15 protein-coding genes are annotated in these 18,941 nt (G+C 33.7%); 5 read left to right on the top strand and 10 right to left on the bottom strand.

Annotated features, from left to right (window positions below):
* Positions 1-38 precede the first annotated feature (38 nt).
* Entirely contained in the window at positions 39-1,709 is a 1,671-nt protein-coding gene (locus tag IV513_RS10490; RefSeq protein ID WP_209390521.1) for an APC family permease, read from the top strand.
* 140 nt (positions 1,710-1,849) lie between these two features.
* Positions 1,850-2,185, top strand: a complete 336-nt coding sequence (locus IV513_RS10485) for a DUF962 domain-containing protein (RefSeq protein ID WP_209390520.1) — start codon at positions 1,850-1,852, stop codon at positions 2,183-2,185.
* An 81-nt stretch (positions 2,186-2,266) separates the two neighbouring features.
* On the opposite strand, the gene IV513_RS10480 is transcribed toward IV513_RS10485, so the two are convergent.
* Both IV513_RS10480 and dgt read right to left on the bottom strand, forming a co-directional pair.
* Positions 2,267-3,175: an SPFH domain-containing protein gene (locus IV513_RS10480; protein ID WP_209390519.1), complete on the bottom strand. Its 909-nt coding sequence runs from the start codon at positions 3,173-3,175 to the stop codon at positions 2,267-2,269.
* A gap of 66 nt (positions 3,176-3,241) precedes the next feature.
* Positions 3,242-4,597, bottom strand: a complete 1,356-nt coding sequence (dgt, locus tag IV513_RS10475; RefSeq protein WP_209390530.1) for a dGTP triphosphohydrolase — start codon at positions 4,595-4,597, stop codon at positions 3,242-3,244.
* A gap of 71 nt (positions 4,598-4,668) precedes the next feature.
* Here dgt and IV513_RS10470 point away from each other — a divergent pair, with 71 nt between their 5' ends.
* Both IV513_RS10470 and IV513_RS10465 read left to right on the top strand, forming a co-directional pair.
* Positions 4,669-5,400: a DNA-formamidopyrimidine glycosylase family protein gene (locus IV513_RS10470; protein ID WP_209390518.1), complete on the top strand. Its 732-nt coding sequence runs from the start codon at positions 4,669-4,671 to the stop codon at positions 5,398-5,400.
* 605 nt (positions 5,401-6,005) lie between these two features.
* Positions 6,006-6,719 (top strand): AAA family ATPase, encoded by a 714-nt coding sequence (locus IV513_RS10465; protein ID WP_209390517.1) that lies wholly within the window; start codon positions 6,006-6,008, stop codon positions 6,717-6,719.
* Positions 6,720-6,835: 116 nt separating this feature from the next.
* Here the strand turns inward: IV513_RS10465 and dnaN are convergent, their stop codons facing one another.
* The gene (gene dnaN, locus IV513_RS10460; RefSeq protein ID WP_209390516.1) at positions 6,836-7,966 is read right to left on the bottom strand and encodes a DNA polymerase III subunit beta; all 1,131 of its coding nucleotides are present in this window, start codon (positions 7,964-7,966) and stop codon (positions 6,836-6,838) included.
* Positions 7,967-8,125: 159 nt separating this feature from the next.
* Here dnaN and IV513_RS10455 point away from each other — a divergent pair, with 159 nt between their 5' ends.
* Entirely contained in the window at positions 8,126-8,482 is a 357-nt protein-coding gene (locus IV513_RS10455; protein ID WP_209390515.1) for a diacylglycerol kinase family protein, read from the top strand.
* A 15-nt stretch (positions 8,483-8,497) separates the two neighbouring features.
* On the opposite strand, the gene IV513_RS10450 is transcribed toward IV513_RS10455, so the two are convergent.
* The 7 genes from IV513_RS10450 to IV513_RS10420 all read right to left on the bottom strand — a co-directional run.
* Positions 8,498-8,854, bottom strand: a complete 357-nt coding sequence (locus IV513_RS10450) for a ribonuclease inhibitor (protein ID WP_245168922.1) — start codon at positions 8,852-8,854, stop codon at positions 8,498-8,500.
* Positions 8,855-8,907: 53 nt separating this feature from the next.
* On the bottom strand, positions 8,908-11,460 hold the full coding sequence (locus tag IV513_RS10445) for a DEAD/DEAH box helicase family protein (protein ID WP_209390513.1): 2,553 nt from the start codon (positions 11,458-11,460) through the stop codon (positions 8,908-8,910).
* 3 nt (positions 11,461-11,463) lie between these two features.
* Positions 11,464-11,898: a GxxExxY protein gene (locus IV513_RS10440; protein ID WP_124802041.1), complete on the bottom strand. Its 435-nt coding sequence runs from the start codon at positions 11,896-11,898 to the stop codon at positions 11,464-11,466.
* A 48-nt stretch (positions 11,899-11,946) separates the two neighbouring features.
* Positions 11,947-13,734: a DNA methyltransferase gene (locus IV513_RS10435; RefSeq protein ID WP_317196416.1), complete on the bottom strand. Its 1,788-nt coding sequence runs from the start codon at positions 13,732-13,734 to the stop codon at positions 11,947-11,949.
* 361 nt (positions 13,735-14,095) lie between these two features.
* Positions 14,096-17,791 (bottom strand): phosphoribosylformylglycinamidine synthase, encoded by a 3,696-nt coding sequence (locus tag IV513_RS10430; RefSeq protein WP_209390512.1) that lies wholly within the window; start codon positions 17,789-17,791, stop codon positions 14,096-14,098.
* Between the two features lie 37 nt (positions 17,792-17,828).
* Positions 17,829-18,332: a DUF6398 domain-containing protein gene (locus tag IV513_RS10425; RefSeq protein WP_076782103.1), complete on the bottom strand. Its 504-nt coding sequence runs from the start codon at positions 18,330-18,332 to the stop codon at positions 17,829-17,831.
* A gap of 267 nt (positions 18,333-18,599) precedes the next feature.
* Positions 18,600-18,941 (bottom strand): transposase (locus tag IV513_RS10420; protein ID WP_209390511.1); only part of this gene is annotated, 342 nt, incomplete at its 5' end.

Below are 18,941 nucleotides of genomic sequence, written 5' to 3'. Positions count from 1 at the left end.
ATTACATTTGTTTTTTTCAATTTCAAATTAATTATTGAATGAATCAACTTTTTAGAAGAAAACACTACTCAGAAACAGATACTTCGACCAGTTTAGCAAGAGTTTTGGGCGTTTGGGATATCGTCTTTTTTGGTATTGCAGCTATAATTGGAGCAGGAAGTTTCAGCAGCTTGGGAGAAGCCGTTTTCCGAGGCGGTCCCGGTGTTATTCTTTTATATTTAATTTGTGGTTTTGCCTGCGGTTTCACGGCATTATGTTATGCAGAATTTGCAAGCAGAATTCCTAAAGCAGGCTCTGCATATACTTACGCTTATGCAAGTTTTGGCGAACTTATGGCATGGGTAATAGGATGGGCACTTATTATGGAATATTCTTTTGGAAATATTTATGTCGCTTTTTCCTGGTCAGATTATTTTACAAGTTTTCTAGAACGTTTGGGAATGCATATCCCAGACTATTTAACGTGCAGCTATTCGGAAGCTAAAAAAGCTTTCTTGAACGGTTCCGAAAATAAAGAACTTATCAACGCATGGAAAACTGCACCTTTATTGGGAAGCCTTAAATTTATTGTAGATATCCCCGCATTGGTTATTAATGGACTCATTACATGGCTTTGCTACCGCGGAGTGAAAGAAAGTAAAAACTTCAATAATTCTTTGGTAATTCTGAAGCTTGCCGTAATTGTTCTTGTCGTATTAGTAGGTGCTGCTTATCTGAATACCGACAACTGGACTCCCATAAGTATAGAAACAGGAAAGCCGTCGTTTATGCCAAATGGTTTTGCCGGGGTTATGAGCGCTGTATCGGGAGTTTTCTTTGCATATATAGGTTTTGATGCTTTGAGTGTACTTTCGGAAGAAACAAAAAATCCGCAGAAAACATTGCCAAAGGGAATGATTATTTCTTTAGTGCTGTGTACTGTAATATATATCTGTCTTACTTTAGTTCTTACGGGAATGGTAGATTACAGAAAATTCGACGGAGTTGGAGATCCTCTTTCTTTCATTTTTGAAAAATCTAACGCCAATGTTGCATGGATGGAACTTACGGTTTCATTTGTTGCTATTGTTGCCATTACTACAGTATTATTGGTTTTCCAAATGGGACAGCCAAGAATATGGTACGCCATGAGCCGTGACGGACTGATGCCTGAAAAATTTCAAAATGTACACCCAAAATACAAAACCCCTGCTTTTGCAACTGTTGTAACAGGAATTGTGGTTGGAATTCCCATTATTTTTACAGATAAAAGCTTTATTCTGGATTTTACCAGCATCGGGACTATTTTCGCCTTTGTATTGGTTTGTGCAGGCGTGCTGCTCCTTCCTCCGAAAGAGAAAATTAAAGGTAGATTTCACCTTCCTTACATCAACGGAAAAATTCTTTTCCCAATAATTTTTATTGGTGGATTAATTGGATTTTATATTTTTCAACCAGAATTTTTTGAAAATCTGATGAATTGGGGAGATTCCAAAGAAGGCGAATTCCGAGCGTCTATTTTCTTTTTTATTCTTATTAATTTGGGACTTTGTATTATTGCATTTCTTAAGAATCTATCATTAATTCCTTTAATAGGTTTAAGTTCTTGTTTGTACTTATTAACCGGAATGAGCCACGACAATTGGTTCTATTTCGGGATTTGGTTTGCGGTTGGTTTGGTTATCTACTTTTGTTATGGCTATCGAAACAGTAAACTTAAAAACAGATAAGAAATATTTTTGTGCTTCATTAATTTTCAAAAATAACATAGAGAGTATTTTATTTAAGAATAACCATTTCTCATTGTAAATTTTTGTAAAATTTGGCGGATTTATTGCATAGCTTTCATTATAATTAAAAAATTGAAGCCATGCCCGACAGAATAAAAACATTTTCAGAATTCTATAAGTTTTATCTTACAGAGCACAGTAAAACCGGAACAAGAATCTTCCATTTTACAGGCACTCTTTTGGTTTTGTTTGTTGTAGGATATGTAATTTATTCGGGTAAAGAAAGATTTTTATGGTACATTCCGATTTTTGGATACGGTTTCGCATGGTTCAGCCATGCAGTAATAGAAAAAAACACGCCTGCGACATTTAAATATCCGCTATGGTCATTACTATCAGATTTCAAACTGTTCTTTGAACTTCTTATTGGTAAAGAAAAATTCAATAATCATATAAACCCTATGAATAATATTTAAATCATCGGTTTTTAACAGCTGAAAATAAAACAGCACTCAATTTCTAAGAATTTGAGTGCTGTTTTTTTATGATATTAATGATTATTTATTACCGGTAATTCCTAAATCATCCATTTTTTGCGTTGCAGCCATGGAAACCACCAAATCATTAAGCATAGAACTAGCCGCAGTTGGCGAATTTGGAAGAAGTACAAGATTACTTCTATTGTTGGCGCCAATAGACTGAAGAGTATCGTAATGCTGTGTAACAACGATTAAAGCTGAAGCTTCCTGAGGCTTAATATTTACTGAATTAAGCATGTGTACAGACTCCTGCAAACCTTTTGCAATCTCTCTTCTTTGGTCGGCAATACCCTGTCCCTGTAATTTTTTAGATTCTGCTTCTGCTTTTGCAACTGCCACGATTCTGATTCTCTGAGCTTCAGATTCGTATTCTGCAGCAGTTTTTTCTCTTTCCGCGGCATTAATTCTGTTCATGGCGTGTTTTACCTGCTCATCCGGATCAATATCTGTAACCAATGCTTTAATGATATCGTAACCATAACTGTTCATAGCTTCCTGCAACTCACCTTTTACAGCAATTGCAATATCATCTTTTCTTACAAAAACATCATCCAGTTTTAGCTTCGGAACCTCTGCTCTCACTACATCAAAAACGAATGAAGTAATTTGAGATTCAGGATTTTCCAAACGATAATATGCATCTGCAACCTGCTGTCTGATTACCTGAAACTGAACTGAAACTTTCATTCTGATAAAAACATTATCCAATGTTTTGGTATCGATAATTACATCCAGTTGCTGAATTCTTAAATTCATTCTTTTTGAAATCTGATCAACAAAAGGAATTTTAAGCTGTAAACCTGCGTGACGAACAGAATGAAGCTTACCTAAACGCTCAACAATAGCCGCTGTTTCCTGCTTCACCGTAAAAAAAGAAGCAAATAATGTTATCAGTCCGAAAAAGACCAAAATACCTAAATAGATCATAGTAGTTTTTATTATTTGATTTGTTGATAAGATACAAAATTTTTCTGAAATAAAACCAACATTTATCTACATAGTCATCCCAATATCTATCCCTTTAATTTTTCTGTACAAATCTGTTGCGTAATTATCCGTCATTCCCGACACGAAATCTATAATTCCCAAGGTTTTCTGATAGTCGCTGCCTTTTTCATACACAAACTGTTTTGGAAGTAATTTCAGTGCTTTTTTGTCATAAGATTTTCTCTCATCATCTTTTTTCAGAATTGATGGAATAAAATGATCCAGCAATTCGTACATCACATTATACCCTGCATTTTCTATTTCTACAACTGCTCGGTGATTGTAAATTTTTTCAATTGAAAAAGTTTCAATATCCTGTAAAGTTGTGTTTTCATATTTATAAATATCCAACAAAGCTTTATCTAAGGTTCCTTGTAATATTTTATTAAAATTCAGCTTAAATAATTCAACAGATTTATTAATTAATGCATTAATTACTTTTGCTCTGAGGTAAGAAATCTGTTCGTTTTCGTTTCCGATAGAATTAAGTTTATTTTCTACTCTTTTTATATCGTCTGTTTCAGATTTTACCAGCTCAAAAAAAAGATTTTTGCAATCTGCAGTAGATACAATTCCTAATCTGTGAGCATCTTCCATATCTATAATGTTATAACAAATATCATCTGCCGCTTCTACCAGCCAAACGAATGGATGTCTTTTGAAAATATAGGGCTGGTTATTTTCACAAATAAGTTTTACTCCTTTTGCTATTTCCAGGAAAGTTTCTTTTTCATTCTGGAAAAAACCAAATTTCTTTCTGTGCACATATCCTTTTTTCTTCGCCACTGCTTCACAAGGATATTTTGCAATGCTTGCCAAAGTCGTTAAGGTAAGTTGAGTTCCTCCAAAATCTTTTCCTTGTTGCTGATGCGTTAAAACTCTTATCGCATTTGCATTTCCTTCGAAATTAACAAGATCTGCCCATTCTTTTTCGGAAAACTGATGTTTTATATGGTTTTCATTTCTTTCAAAATAACTAGCAATCGCATCTTCACCCGAATGCCCGAAAGCAGGGTTTCCCACATCATGGCAAAGACAAGCTGCAGCGACAACATTTCCTAAATTATGCTGATAAAAATTTCTGGATTCTTCATTAAGTTCAGATTTAAAATTTTCTGTAATATATTCTCCTATCACACTTCCCAAACTTCTCCCCACAGAAGAAACTTCTAAAGAATGCGTTAACCTATTATGCACAAAAACACTTCCGGGAAGCGGAAAAACCTGTGTTTTGTTTTGTAATCTTCTGAAAGCCGAAGAAAAAATTATTCTATCGAAATCTCTCTGAAAATCTGTTCTCGAAGCCACCGTATTGGGATTATTACCAGTTCTCTGACTGGTAAAAATCTGATTCAAATTCATCATTTTTCAAAATTAAAGCAAATTTTATTTTCTGAGGAATAATATTTGAATTTTTATCCAAAATAGATATTATGCCAGAAGGACCAACCATTTTAATGATGAAAGATGACCTACTGAAATTTGTAGGCAAAAAAGTGATTAATGCGGAAGGAAGTTCAGTTCCGGATGAACATATCGTAGCTGGCAAAGTTCTGAAAAAAATTAAAACTTTCGGAAAACTAACTTTCCTGATTTTTGATGACTGTATCTTCAGAATACATTTGCTGATGTTCGGATCTTATAGCTTAGAAGAAAAACCAGAAATGAAATCTTTGCGTCTTGGGTTAAAATTTCAAAACGGAACTGTGTATTTTTATACCTGTTCTGTAAAAATTATTGATGAAAGTTTCTTAAATACCATCGATTGGGAAGCCGATTTTATGAGCAAAAACTGGAATACTGAAAAAGCGATTGAAAAAATGAACACTCATCCTACTATGTTGATTTGTGATGCATTGATGGATCAGGAAATATTTTCCGGAGTCGGAAATATTATAAAAAATGAAGCATTATTCCGTGCAAAAGTACATCCTGAAAGCAAAATTCAGAATATTCCAAAAAAGATTCTCCAACAAATTATTTCAGAAACGATAGATTACAGCTTCGATTTTCTAAAATGGAAAATAAAAAATGAGCTCAGAAAACATTTTCAGGTATATCATCGAGAAAAATGCCCTCTTTGTGGTGGCGCAATTACCAAAAAAGAAACCGGCAAAAATAAAAGAACAAGCTTCTTCTGCAAAAAAGATCAAAAGCTTTATTAAAGACAATTATCTAGTTCAAAAAATAGGATAATAAATCATCAACTCAAAAGAAAATATTTTTGATTTGTATTTATGGAACATTCAAAACAAAATATACAATTATTAAAAATATAATAATATTTTATCAAAAACATAATCAAATAAACATTACAAACCCATACAAAACAATCATTAAAACAAATTAGAAAATATTAAAAACAGCCCTCAAACAACAAATAACACTGATAAACATCATAATTATACTATTTGAGGAGCTAAAAGATTGCCCTACATTTGCATTACAAAATTATCAATAAAAATCAGTATAATTAAAAAATTCAAAATTATGATCGCTTATATAGGTATCGCAACATGTGCAGTTTTAGTTTCTTCATATTTTGTAACAGTTAGAAGAGAAGGATAATTCATCTCTACTCAACATTTCTTATTTAACAAATTATTATTATTTATGTTTGCAGTTTTCTCTAAAACTGTCTGCTCTTTTACTCAACCGGAGTAAAAGAGCCTAAAAACATAAGACTTCCTTTTTTCTCTTTCATTTTCTCCGTTTACTTTAAAATCAATTCAGAACTCAGTATCTTTGTGCAGTTTTTAAGCATAAAGTAATGAATTTGTACAATCTTATTATTCAGGATAAAGAAGAACTCAATTTGAATGATGTATATCTTTCGCCTGAAAACAAAAAACAGATCGTACAGATTATTAAAGAGCATACATACATTAAGCAACTTCAGGAATTTGGTTTGCCTGTTAACAACAAAATACTATTGCAAGGCAGTTCGGGATGCGGAAAAACAATGACCGCCAAGGCAATTGCCAATGCTTTGAATAAAAATATCATCATTCTGAATCTCAGCAACATTGTTTCTTCCAGAATTGGAGAAACATCGCAAAATATCAAAATGATTTTCGACAAAGCAGCAAGAGAAAAATCGGTTCTTTTTCTGGACGAACTGGATCAGATAGGCAAAGCAAGAGGTAGTGATGATAAAGACGTTGGAGAAATGAGGAGGCTCGTAAATACCCTACTCCAGCTTATAGATTATTATCCTGAAAACGCGATGCTGATCTGTGCGACAAATCATCCGGAAATTATTGACACTGCTCTTCTCAGAAGGTTTCAGCTGAAAATAAACTACACTTTACCATCCCAAACTTTTTTAAACCACTATTACGATAATCTTCTCGAAAAATTTCCTGAGAATTTAAGAAATATTGAAAGAAAATATGAAATTTCCTTCGCAGAAGCAAAAGATCTAACATTTACAACAGTTAAAGGAAAACTTATTGAAAATATGGAGAAAGAAAACCAATCTTAGTTCATTTTTTAACTCCAATTTATATTTTCTTTTGATAATTTGATTTTGATAGATTCAAAACAATAAAAAAGGATTCCAAATATTGAAATCCTTTTATTTTTATGCGTATTTTAATCCTACAAACCAATAACAGGCATAGAAAGCATTAAAATATTTTCGTTTTCTTCTAAACCATCTAGCGGTTCAATAATTCCCGGTCTGTTTGGCTGAGACATTTTCATTGTAATATCATCGGCTGCCAAAATTCCTAACATTTCGGTTAAAAATTTAGAACTGAAACCAATATTAATATCTTCCCCGTTGTAATCGCAAGGAATCTGCATATCTGCTTTGTTTGCATATTCTGTATCTTCTGCATGAAGGTGAAGAATATTTCCTGAAAGCTTAAATCTTACCTGATTGGTCGATTTATTCGACATAATAGAAGCTCTTCTAATTGCACTGAGTAAAAGATTTCTGTTAATCGTTAAAACATTCGGGTTTTCTTTAGGAATTACCGCTGTATAATTCGGGTATTTTCCGTCTATTAATCTACAAATCCAAACGTGCTGACCAAAAGTAAATTTAGCCATATTTTCATTAAAATCTATCGTTACATCTTCGTTGGATGATGCTAAAATATTTTTGAAAATATTAAGTGGTTTTTTAGGCATGATGAATTCCATCGGTTCGGCATTCATCAAATCGGTTCTTTTGTAAACCACCAATCTATGAGAATCTGTAGAAACAAAATTGGTTTCATTTTCACCAAATTGAAACAAAACACCCGTCATTACAGGACGAAGCGAGTCGTTACTGGTGGCAAAAAGTGTATTGGTTAAAGCTTCCGAAAGAACTCCTGCAGGCATTGTAACAGACTGTGAAGCATCAAATTCCGGGATTTCAGGATAATCGTCTGCATTGTCTAAAGCAACGGCAAAATTATCTTTTTCATCTAAAATTTCAAGCTGACTTCCTGTTCCTTCCGCATTGTCTTTCACCGCCAAAGTAAGAGGCTGCTCACCATAAGTTTTTATAAAATCTTGAAAAATCTTTGCAGGAACGGCAAATCTACCAGAATCATCAGATTTCACTTCCAAAGAAGTAATTAAAGTTGTTTCGCCATCAGATGCAGTAATGGTAAGATTATTTTCGTTCAGCTCAAAAAGATAGTTTTCTAAGATCGGTCTCGACTGAGAACTTGATATTACACCACTTACAGTTTGTAAAGCCTTCTGCAGCTCACCACTTGAAACAATAAATTTCATAGATTTAAAATAAGTTTTTACAAATATAACAAATACAAAACAGACTGAGAAATTTAATTCTGAGAGTTATTAACAAACATCAAAATAAGTTTATCTTTGAACACTAAAGAAAAAAATAGGTCTCCTACTTCCGAAAACCGAATTTGAAATTAAATATCAATGCGAAAACCTTCTTTACAAAAAAGTTTTCTTCACGCTCTCAATGGGATTTTCCTCATGTTTTCAGAAAGAAATTTTAAGCTGGAATGCTTAGCATTTGGAATTAATCTGATACTGATTTTTTATCTAAAACTTTCTAATATTGATTCTATTCTTATTGTAACGGTTTCTTTTGGAGTTCTAGTTGCTGAAATTTTTAACACGGCAATAGAAAAAATTTGCGATTTTATCCAACCCGACTTCGATCCAAAAATCGGCTTCATAAAAGACATTTCTGCGGGAGCTGTTGTTCTTATGGCAATTCTTTCTGTTATTATCGGATTTGTGGTCTATTGGAAATACATTTTCCTCTCATAAAAACACCTAGAAAATTCAATCCAAAACCAGCTTAATATTTTGGTGAAATTCTATGATTTCAACTAAAATTTCAAATAAAGTTTGACCTTTTCCTTCTATCAAATCATCCAGTTTTTGCTGAATTAATTTCACGTTAAAAGGTTTGCCGATTCGGATTTTATTGTCGTAGAATTCTTTGGTCAAATCAAAACCTAAATCCTTTTTCGATTTCTCAGAATCTTTCCAGATAATTTCACCTTTGTATCCATACAAAATATCATCAAAACCATCCAAAGTCCCGACTTTCCAATCTTCATCTTTCATAAAAAGCTGAGAAACTTCGTCATAAAAACTTTCCAAATCTGAAAAATGACCGCCATTGATGACAGTCATTTTTTTATTATTTGTGCTTGACATAATCAAAGCCAAAAATAGTAATTTCAGGTTTATTTTAATAAGTTTTCTTCCAATTCAGTCTTGAATTCATTCTCATTTGCATAATTGTAAAAAGGTACAGCTGTAATCTTGTATGTATCTGTATGAATCTTGATGGACTTTTGCTCGTTTCCGATTTTCTTTAAAAAATCTTCTTTCCATTTGTCGTGACCGATCAAATGAGCGCCTTTAGGTTCTATAAAAACCTGAAAAGTCAATTGTTGATTGGCTTTTTCGCTACAAAACAATAAAAAATCTGGTTCAAATGCACGACCGTATTTATCGTAGATTTTTATTTCTCTTTCGTTCCGGATAAGATGGATGTTTTCAAATTTTTGGCTGAAACTTTCGAAGCGTCTTGAGAATAATTCGACAAATTTCTTTTCTTCACTGGTTCCGTAATTGGCATTGTAAGCGTACCAGGATTCTTCTCTTACAAAATCTTCTTGCCCATCAGCTCTTGGGCTGTATTTATTGATACGGATTTCTTTATCTCTGAAAACCTGATGAATGGGTTGTGAAAAGTATTCTGAACCTTCGTATTCTGTAGAATTATTTTTAATATCGCCTTCGATGTTTTGCAGCAAACCATTCAATGCCCGAAGATAATCGAAATGCGAAATTTCCTGAAGACGATTATAGTTTCCGAGAAAAGTTATTTCCAAATTTCCTAAATAATTTCCATCTTCTATAAAATCTGAAAGCGATTTGATATTAGGAAAATAATGTGAGAGATTATCAAAATAATAAAAAGGATTTTGACTCAAAGCATAATAAATAACGTGTTTTTGAATATCTTTAAGTTTTAAATCTTTCGATTTTATCACTTCATCAAAAGAGACCGGACTTTCCAATTCAAAAAATATGCTGGAAACTCTTCCGCCACCCGATGAAAGCTGATGTCGGTAATTTGTTTTTGTAACTCCTAAATCTTTAAAAGACTTTACTTTGTCAAAATTTTTGGGTAATTTTTTATTGGAAAAAACGTAACCTTTTTTATACAATTCAGATTCTTTGAATATTGGTTTTAAAGTTAATTGTTTGGTTTCGAGATTGGCGTCATCTTCATAAATTCCTGTTTCTACCAACGCCTTTTTAAGTTCTGAAACATAACGGCTGTCTTCTTTGCTGTGATAATACAGTTCTTCTAAGATTTTTAAATCATTCGAAATATCATCATCGTATTTTCTCACAAATTTATCTTCGCCTTCTTCCAGTGCAAACGGATAATATCTTGCTCCACGACCAATCAATTGCGCTTCGGAAAGTGTAGTTTTCCCGGGTTTTCCGTCTTTTCCGTCACGGTCTTCGTACAGTCTTACTATATCAAACAGATTCAAAACATCCCATCCTTCATTTAGTTTTTGAACGGCAAATACGGCACGAATCGGATTGTTTTCATCTTCCAAAGTGTTGAGTAAAATCTGGTTTTTCTCTGCTTCCGAATCACTATTGGCACTCAAACAATTTTCTTCACGGAAATTATTATGGATTCGTTTTGCAATTTCATTAAAAGAAATATCCTTGGCTTCAAAAAACTGAAAAGCCTTTTGAACGACTGGAACGGTAGAAGTTTTTTTGATTTTTTCTACCATCGTTTCAGAAAACTCATCAATTAGTTTGTGGAAATTTTCTTTATTCTGTTCGGATTCTTTAATGGTCTTTTTAGCTTTAAAAAGAATAACGGGTTTTAAATTAATATTGTTAATGGTTGCCAATTCCTGACGGTATAAATTCAAAATCAACGCCTGAATAATTCGTTCTTTCTCGTCATAAAGCGAACGAACCAAATTGATTTCTTTAGAAAATTTATCTGTTCTGAATTGTGACAAATCGTATTTATAAATAACTTTATATTTATACTTATTAACGATTTCACGGCTTTCATAATCCAAAGTTGCAGTAAATTCCAGAAGAATATTATCGAAATTCTGATGAAGAATTTGCAAAACCGTTTCTTCCCAGCTTCCAAAAAGGTTTCCGCTTTTTGTTCCGCTGTTCAAATGATGTGCTTCATCTGCAATCAACACCAATTTTTTATCTACAAAATCTTCGTACGTTACGCTGTTCTCTTTGGTATTATTCAAATCAATATGCAACTGCTGAATCGTTGTAAACTTGATGTTGATATTATCATTATCGGCTTCGTCAAAATTATCAATTTGTTTTAATAGAACTTCTTGTCCGTTAATGACAACTTTATCATTAAAAAGATATTTCGAAGTTTGCGGATTGAGAAAATTGTCTTTCGTTTTTTGGATGATATTGTTGCTGTTCACAAAAAACAGAAAATTCCGAAATCCTTTTTCATATAAATGAAGCATCAAACCAGCCATTACCAAGGTTTTCCCGCTTCCTGTCGCCATATTGTAGAGCAAGTGAAGTGGTTTGTTTGGCTTTTCATCAAAATCTTCCTGTTCTGTGTATAAATATCGTTTGAAAGCCTCTTCCTGATAAGGACGAATGCCGAATTTCAAATTATCTGTAATTCCGTTGGGTAAAGCAACTTGTGCTAATGCTTTACGAGCAAACGGATTGTTGAATATTTCGTGTAGAAATGCCATCGTTTATAAATTGTCTGAACCTTGATTTTCGGGATTTTTCGATTTCCAAGATTTATTAAATAATCGTTTAAATTGCAGGCTTTTTGCTCCAAAATTGATGAGCAATCCTGTTTGTAAATTGTATGCCTCCAAATAATTCATTGCCTGGGCTAAATGCACATCTTCAAGATTTATTATTGCTTTAATTTCTATCGATATTTCCTTCATTACTAAAAAATCAACTCTTCGGCTACCGATGTCAAAACCTTTGTAAGACAATGGCATTTCAAATTCACGTTGGTGCTCTATATTGCGTAAATTCATCTCAATGGATAAAGCCCGTTGATAAACCACTTCCTGAAAACCATTTCCAAGTATGTTATGAACTTCCATCGCACAGCCAATAATGCTATGGGTGATTTTGTCTTGCTGTTCTTTCGTCAGATATTTCAAATCCATCTTATTGTTTTAATTAAAGGTAAACATTTGAAAAAATCTTGACAATCTTTAAATCTTGTAAAAATCACGGTTCAAATGTTTTTCTTCTTCGGTGCATTCAAAATTTTCGTCGTTGAGAGAAGATAAATTAACATACAACTGATTTTTGTTGAGCAGTTCGCAAAGATGTTGTTTTTGTTCCTTCAGACTTAATAATTTAAAATCTTCTAGGTATTGCTCTTGTTTTTTAATGTCAACATTATAATTTAGGAAAGATTTTTCTTTCATTTCTTCCCAGATTTGTAGAAGCGTTTCAGTATTTTCAGCTTCTTCTATTTTTTCGATGAAAGTTTGGTTATATTTTTTGAGCTCAAGGTAGATGAATGAACCTCCGCCTTGCCAATTGACTTTTTTAGAAATACCAGATTGATCCGCTCCAGTAAATACATCAATCAGTCTAGGGATTGTCATAGTATTTATATAATCCAATTGCTCAATACCAATATATTTTCTATTCATTTTTTGAGCTACAGAACAAGTGGTACCTGTTCCTATAAAAAAATCTAGCACTAAATCTCCTTCTTCAGTTCCAGCTAATAAGATCCTTTCAATTAATTCTTCGGGCTTTTGACCTAATAAATCTTTTCTTTCTTTTGACTGCGAATTTATTCGAGGAATATTCCAAAGAGTGCCAACAATTTTATCATCAGATTCATAGTAAACTACGTTACCATTTTCATCTTTAACGGTTACCATTTTTTTTGCTTCTTTGTCCCAAGTAACCTGATTTTGTTTTCTTTTATTTTTTACGGGAACTTTTACGTGTTTAAAGAATTGACTACCGTTTTTTTTCGAATAGAAAAGTATCGCTTCTGTGTCATTATTAAAGTTTTTAGTGAATTGAAATTTAAATTTATTTTCATAAAACCATACAATTTCATTTCTGAAATTATCTCTACCAAAAACATCGTCCATCAAGATTTTTAAATAATGAATTTCGTTCCAATCGGCTTGAACATATATTCCTCCGTCAATTGATAATAAGTCTTTTGCTACTTCAAGACGATTTTTCATAAAAGTTAACCAAGTTGAATGGTTAAAACTATCATTGTATCGAAACGAATCTTTATCTGTATTATAAGGCGGGTCAATATAAATCAGCTTTACTTTTCCGGCAAATTCTTTCTTTAGAGAATGCAAAGCGAGAAGATTGTTTCCTTTAATAATCAAATTGTCGGTAATTGTACCATTTTCATCGCGGTTGAACTGGTTGAAATCTTTTTCGCCGTCTTTATCAAACAGTTTGACATTGGTTAAAACTTTTGGATCGAGTAATTCTGTGATTTCGTCTTGTGCTAAAGTTTCATTAAAGAAAATCTCTTCTCTTTTATCTTCTTCACGGCTTTGTCCGCCTTCTAAAACACAATCTTTAAACGGCCAAACTAAAGCAACTTCATTGCGTTGCTTCAGATATTTGCCGTCAATAGACAAGCCCACTTTATTTTTAAATTGGGTATAACTGTCGTTGAGATAATTTTTCTGTTCAAGAAACTGGATGAAAAGATTTTGTTTAAAAACTAAAACATCTTTTACCTGAATGAAAAATTGGGTTTTCAATTCATCATTATCAAGCAAAAGTGTAATTAGTTCTTCGTCAAAATTTTGAGCTTTATTCAGAACCACCCATTTTTTGAGTTCGCCGTTATCGGAAACATAATTGGGTTCTTTTTTGAGTTGGGATTCGAGGATTTGGTAAAGTTTCATAGTATCGGTAAAAGAAACGTGGGCTAATTCCCAAATGCTTTCCTTCTGACGGTGGTCGAATACCGATAGCACAAAGCAAAAAGGAACGCCCACGCTTTACCGCAGGCGTTTCCAACTTTACTTTCCCGTACTATTTTGAAATTTTCGACCTTTTCAGAAGAGGGAATTTTAAAGCGAAACGCTATATTTTAAATTTAATTATTTTCTTTTTCTGTAAACTTAATTTTAGTTTCTGTAAAAATAATTTTTTTTGATCAAAACAAACGAAACATTTTTTAAAAATTAGAAAATAGCATAAAAAGATAGCGCACCTACGGCGCGCTACTTTATGCGTAACTAATTTTCTACACAGATAGCAGTCCTATGGACTGTTTATTTGTTATTTAAACCCTCAAGGTTTCAAAAACCTTGAAGGTTTGAAAGTTGTTTCATTTTAATGCCAAAAGCCAGAAGCCTATTTGAAATACTCCACTCCATTTTTAAAGATATTGTGATAATTCGCAGTTGGAATATTTTTCATCAAACCTTCTGCAAAACGTTCTGGGTGACCCATTCTACCGAAGATTTTTCCGCACGGACTTGTGATTCCTTCAATTCCGAACAATGAATTATTTGGATTGAACGGCATTCCGTGAGCGATGTTTCCTTCTAAATCCAAATATTGCGTTGCAATCTGCCCGTTTTCATACAACTTCTGAATTTCCGTTTCCGAAGCCATAAAACGACCTTCACCGTGAGAAATAGGGATTGTAAAAATCTGGTCTTTCATTCCTTTCAACCAAGGCGATTCGTCATTCACAACTTTTACGTTGACCATTTGGGAAATATGTCTTCTGATCGCGTTGTGAGCCAACGTTGGAGAGTTCTCATCCAAATCTTTGATTCTTCCGTATGGTAGCAATCCAGATTTTACCAACGCCTGGAAACCGTTGCAGATCCCGATAATCATACCGTCTCTGTCGAGTAATTCGTGAACTGCGTTTCTCATCTTTTCGTTTTTCAAAACGTTAACAATGAATTTTGCAGAACCGTCCGGCTCATCACCAGCGGAGAAACCTCCTGAGAAAGCTAAAATCTGAGAAGTTTTGATTTCTTTTACCCACGCATCAATACTTTCGTCCAACAATTGGTGATTGATATTGATTAAAGGTAAACTGCTGATTACAGCTCCTTCTTTTGCGAAAGCATTCAACGTATCATACTCACAGTTGGTTCCCGGGAAAACCGGTGCGAATACTTTTGGCTGAGCGATTCCGTGTTTTTTAATGATGATATTTCGTGGCTTGATTGAGTTTAATTTTTCATCGATTTCAACCGTGATTTTCTCTTTTTCAACGGTTGGGAAAAGATTTTCAAAAGTATTTGTATTAGCTGTTAACAATTTTTCAATCGCAAATTCAGCATCATTAATTTTAATAACATTTGAATCTTTAACTTCTCCAATGAATTGAAGATTTACAGTGCTTAATTCTTCTGTAGATTCGATGATTAAGCTGCCGATATTTTTAGCTAATAAAACGTTTTTATCAACTGTAATCTCAGCACCTAATCTGTTTCCGAAACTCATTTTTGCTAAGGCAACTGCAACGCCGCCTTCTTTTACGGTTTTTACAGAAACGATTTTTCCGGCTTTGATATTTTCAAAAATCAACTCAAAAACTGTTTTTAAATCATCGTAATTCGGAAGTCCGTTTTCCTGAGCAATATGGTTGAAGAAATAAACTTTATTTCCTTCACCTTTAAATTCAGGAGAAATGATGTTTTTCTTTTCTCCATTCGCACAAGCGAAAGAAATCAATGTTGGCGGAACATTCAGATCCTGATACGTTCCACTCATTGAATCTTTACCTCCGATTGCAGCTAATCCGAAATTCATTTGAGCATCATAAGCTCCCAAAAGTGAAGCCAAAGGTTTTCCCCATTTTTCAGGATTCTGACCCAATTTCTCAAAATACTCCTGGAAACTGAATCTGATATTTTTATAATCGCCACCCATTGCAACGATTTTCGCCACACTTTCAACAACAGCGTAAGAAGATCCCAACAAAGAGTTTTGTTTAGAAATCTCCGCATCAAATCCCCAACTCGCCAAAGAAACCGTTTCAACATATTTTGCACCTAAAATGGGCAAAGTTTGAACACTTCCTTCCATCAAAGTCTGCTGGTATTTTCCACCTAAAGGCATCGCCACTGTAGTTGCGCCCACAGAAGAATCAAACATTTCCAACAAACCTTTTTGAGAAGCAACATTTTTATCGCTTAATATTTTTAAGAAATTTTCTTCATTAAATGATGGCGTTTCTTCTTTTACTTCATTCAGGTGGGTAATTTTAACTTCCTGACTTTTTGAGCAACCATTCGTATCTAAAAATTCCCTTGAAAGGTCAACAATTTTATCGCCTTTCCAGAACATCTGCATTCTTCCTGAATCTGTAACTTTTGCAACTTCAACAGCTACAATGTTTTCAGCTTCACAGAATTTGATGAACTGTTCTTTATCTTTTGGTTCAACCACAACTGCCATTCTTTCCTGAGATTCGGAAATAGCCAGTTCAGTTCCGTTCAAACCTTCATATTTTAAAGGTAAAACATCCAGATTAACTTCCAATGAATCAGCAATTTCACCGATGGCTACAGAAACACCTCCTGCTCCGAAGTCATTTGATTTTTTAATCAATCTCGTTACTTCAGGATTTCTGAATAATCTCTGGATTTTACGTTCTTCAACTGCATTTCCTTTCTGAACTTCAGAACTCATCGTGTGGATTGAAGTTTCGTCCTGTTCTTTTGAACTTCCGCTTGCTCCTCCAACTCCGTCACGGCCTGTTGCTCCTCCTAAAATAATGATAGAATCACCATTTGCAGGTTTTTCACGTCTTACCCAATCCACCGGAACGGCACCCGCAACGAAACCAACTTCCATTCTTTTCGCTTTGTAGCCTTCATCGTAGATTTCAGAAACCATTGTAGTTGCCAAACCAATTTGGTTCCCATAAGAGGAATATCCGTTTGCCGCCTGTTTCGTGATTGTTTTTTGAGGCAATTTACCCGGTAATGTTTTATCAACCGGTTCCAAAACATCCGCTGCACCCGTTAATCTCATCGCTTGGAAAACAAAAGAACGTCCAGACAAAGGATCTCTAATGGCTCCGCCTAAACACGTTGAAGCACCGCCAAAAGGTTCGATTTCTGTTGGGTGATTGTGTGTTTCGTTTTTGAATAATAAATACCACGGTTCTTTTTTACCGTCGTATTCAGCTTCGATCTGGATGGTACAAGCGTTGATCTCGTCTGAAACCACCAGGTTTTCCAAATTACCTGTTTTATGGAAATATCTTCCGCAAACTGTCGCCAAATCCATCAAGGAAATAGGCTTCAATTCACGTCCTAAGAATTTTCTTTTTTCGATATAATCATTGAAAATGGTTTCCAATGTATGTTTAAACTGTCCTTCGAACTCAATATTTGATAATTCTGTTTCAAATGTGGTGTGACGACAGTGGTCGCTCCAGTAAGTATCTAAAACTTTCAATTCCGTTTCCGTTGGATCTCTCTGTTCGGATTTAAAATATTCCTGAATGAATTTCAAATCGTCCAAACCTAATGCAAAACTGTGAGAATTATAGAAGTCAGCAAGCTGAACATCATCAAAATCGATAAAACCTTCGTGAATAATCACTTTTGACGGTGTTTCTTCCGCAGGAATATCTAAAATTGATAAATCTTTTTCCTGAGATTCAACCTTATTGATTAGAAGATCTTTGATTTTAAGTAAATCAGATTCAGAAACGCCTTCAAACTCGATAAGCTTTCCACTTCTCACTTTAGACTTCTCATTTTCAGTCAGTAAAGCGATACACTGTTGCGCAGAATCGGCACGCTGATCGTATTGCCCCGGTAAAAATTCTAAAGCGAAATGAGTTCCTTTTGCAGGATTTTCTTCGATTAAAATATCAGTAACCGGATCTACGAAAGTGCTGTTGACCACTTTTTCGAATTCACCATCGTTTAATCCAAAAATATCGTAAACGTTATATACCTTTACACTTTGGATAGACGGAACAACCGCTTTTACTTCATCAAAAATTTTTGGACTTTCTACATCGAAAATTCCTCTTTTTTCTACGAAAATTCTTTTGTTATTAGACATTAGATGTCAGATTTTATTAGATTTATTTTTAATTTTTTTATTCCGAATCTGTGGTAAATTCCAAATCTCTGCCATTTGCTCTTTCATTTTTTAGCAGAATCTGCAATTCCTCAGGTAATTCAGATACAGGAGCAATCATTCCATCAATCATAACCATATCATTAAATGGATTATCATTGCTCATTTTTTTTGTCGAAAATTCGGGACTGAAATACCACAAATCAAACATATTTCTTATTTGACGAGATTTTGTAGAAACGGTAGAACTTTTTGTTTGAAAAAATTCGTTGATTTCATCAGACTTTAGATAGGGCTGAAAAGATTTATCAAACAGGAAATTTATACTGCCGATAGCGTGTATTATCGCCGCAGCCCATATTTCTAATTTACCGCTTTTAAAGGGAATATCTCTTTTTCTGCCCATCTTTTTGACGAGTTTTTCACATAGAAAAAGGTATTCTTTATCAAGCTTTTGACTACAAAATATCCTGACTAAATCAAGCAGTTCGTTTTCTCTTTCTTTAATTTTATTTTTTTCCATATTTTTATTTAACAATTTTTCTACACAGATTGCAGTCCTATGGACTGCGAATTTTGCTTATTCATCTTCTTGCTACTACTACACAGATAACATTCCTACGGAATGTTTCTTTCTCATTTTTTCAAAGGGCAGATTCCGTAGGAATCGTATCTGTGTAGTAATAGTAATAGTAATAGTAATAGTTGTAGAAAAATCAATCCAGAAGGGAGCAGTCCGTAGGACTGCTATCTTTCATCAACCATAATAAATAATTATTTTATCACAAAATTATTTTACATCATCATAAAATTCAAACAAATATTCATTTTTAAATTCAATTTCAAAAGCATTCAGCATTTCCAGATATTCTTCTCTAAAGCTTTTCTTTGAATGATGCTTTTCCTGATTCATAACATAATTTACAACTTTTTCCTTCTGACTTTTTGCATAAGAAAATGCGCCGTAACCTTCCTGCCAGGAAAATTTACTCCAACATAATTTTTTATCATTAATAAAATTTGAAGATTCAATTTTAACCCAAATCACGCAGTTGAAATTTTTTGAGATAAGTCTATGGGGTAATCCCAAATTCCGACGAACCATTTTCTGCGTTTTTTGGTGAGTGCAATC

It is taken from the genome of Chryseobacterium sp. RR2-3-20 (genome assembly GCF_017808115.1).
Lineage (GTDB): Bacteria > Bacteroidota > Bacteroidia > Flavobacteriales > Weeksellaceae > Chryseobacterium > Chryseobacterium oryzae.
Note: the sequence above shows the minus strand (reverse complement) of the source record. Positions and strands in the feature narration are given on the sequence as shown.

Bases quoted from the DNA above. Each gene is read 5' to 3' on its own strand.
- IV513_RS10465 (WP_209390517.1), top strand. From the start codon at position 6,006: ATGAATTTGTACAATCTTATTATTCAGGATAAAGAAGAACTCAATTTG.
- IV513_RS10490 (WP_209390521.1), top strand. From the start codon at position 39: ATGAATCAACTTTTTAGAAGAAAACACTACTCAGAAACAGATACTTCG.
- IV513_RS10470 (WP_209390518.1), top strand. From the start codon at position 4,669: ATGCCAGAAGGACCAACCATTTTAATGATGAAAGATGACCTACTGAAA.
- IV513_RS10440 (WP_124802041.1), bottom strand. From the start codon at position 11,898: ATGGATTTGAAATATCTGACGAAAGAACAGCAAGACAAAATCACCCAT.
- IV513_RS10455 (WP_209390515.1), top strand. From the start codon at position 8,126: ATGCGAAAACCTTCTTTACAAAAAAGTTTTCTTCACGCTCTCAATGGG.
- IV513_RS10430 (WP_209390512.1), bottom strand. From the start codon at position 17,791: ATGTCTAATAACAAAAGAATTTTCGTAGAAAAAAGAGGAATTTTCGAT.
- IV513_RS10480 (WP_209390519.1), bottom strand. From the start codon at position 3,175: ATGATCTATTTAGGTATTTTGGTCTTTTTCGGACTGATAACATTATTT.
- IV513_RS10485 (WP_209390520.1), top strand. From the start codon at position 1,850: ATGCCCGACAGAATAAAAACATTTTCAGAATTCTATAAGTTTTATCTT.
- IV513_RS10445 (WP_209390513.1), bottom strand. From the start codon at position 11,460: ATGGCATTTCTACACGAAATATTCAACAATCCGTTTGCTCGTAAAGCA.
- dnaN (WP_209390516.1), bottom strand. From the start codon at position 7,966: ATGAAATTTATTGTTTCAAGTGGTGAGCTGCAGAAGGCTTTACAAACT.
- IV513_RS10425 (WP_076782103.1), bottom strand. From the start codon at position 18,332: ATGGAAAAAAATAAAATTAAAGAAAGAGAAAACGAACTGCTTGATTTA.
- dgt (WP_209390530.1), bottom strand. From the start codon at position 4,597: ATGAATTTGAATCAGATTTTTACCAGTCAGAGAACTGGTAATAATCCC.
- IV513_RS10450 (WP_245168922.1), bottom strand. From the start codon at position 8,854: ATGACTGTCATCAATGGCGGTCATTTTTCAGATTTGGAAAGTTTTTAT.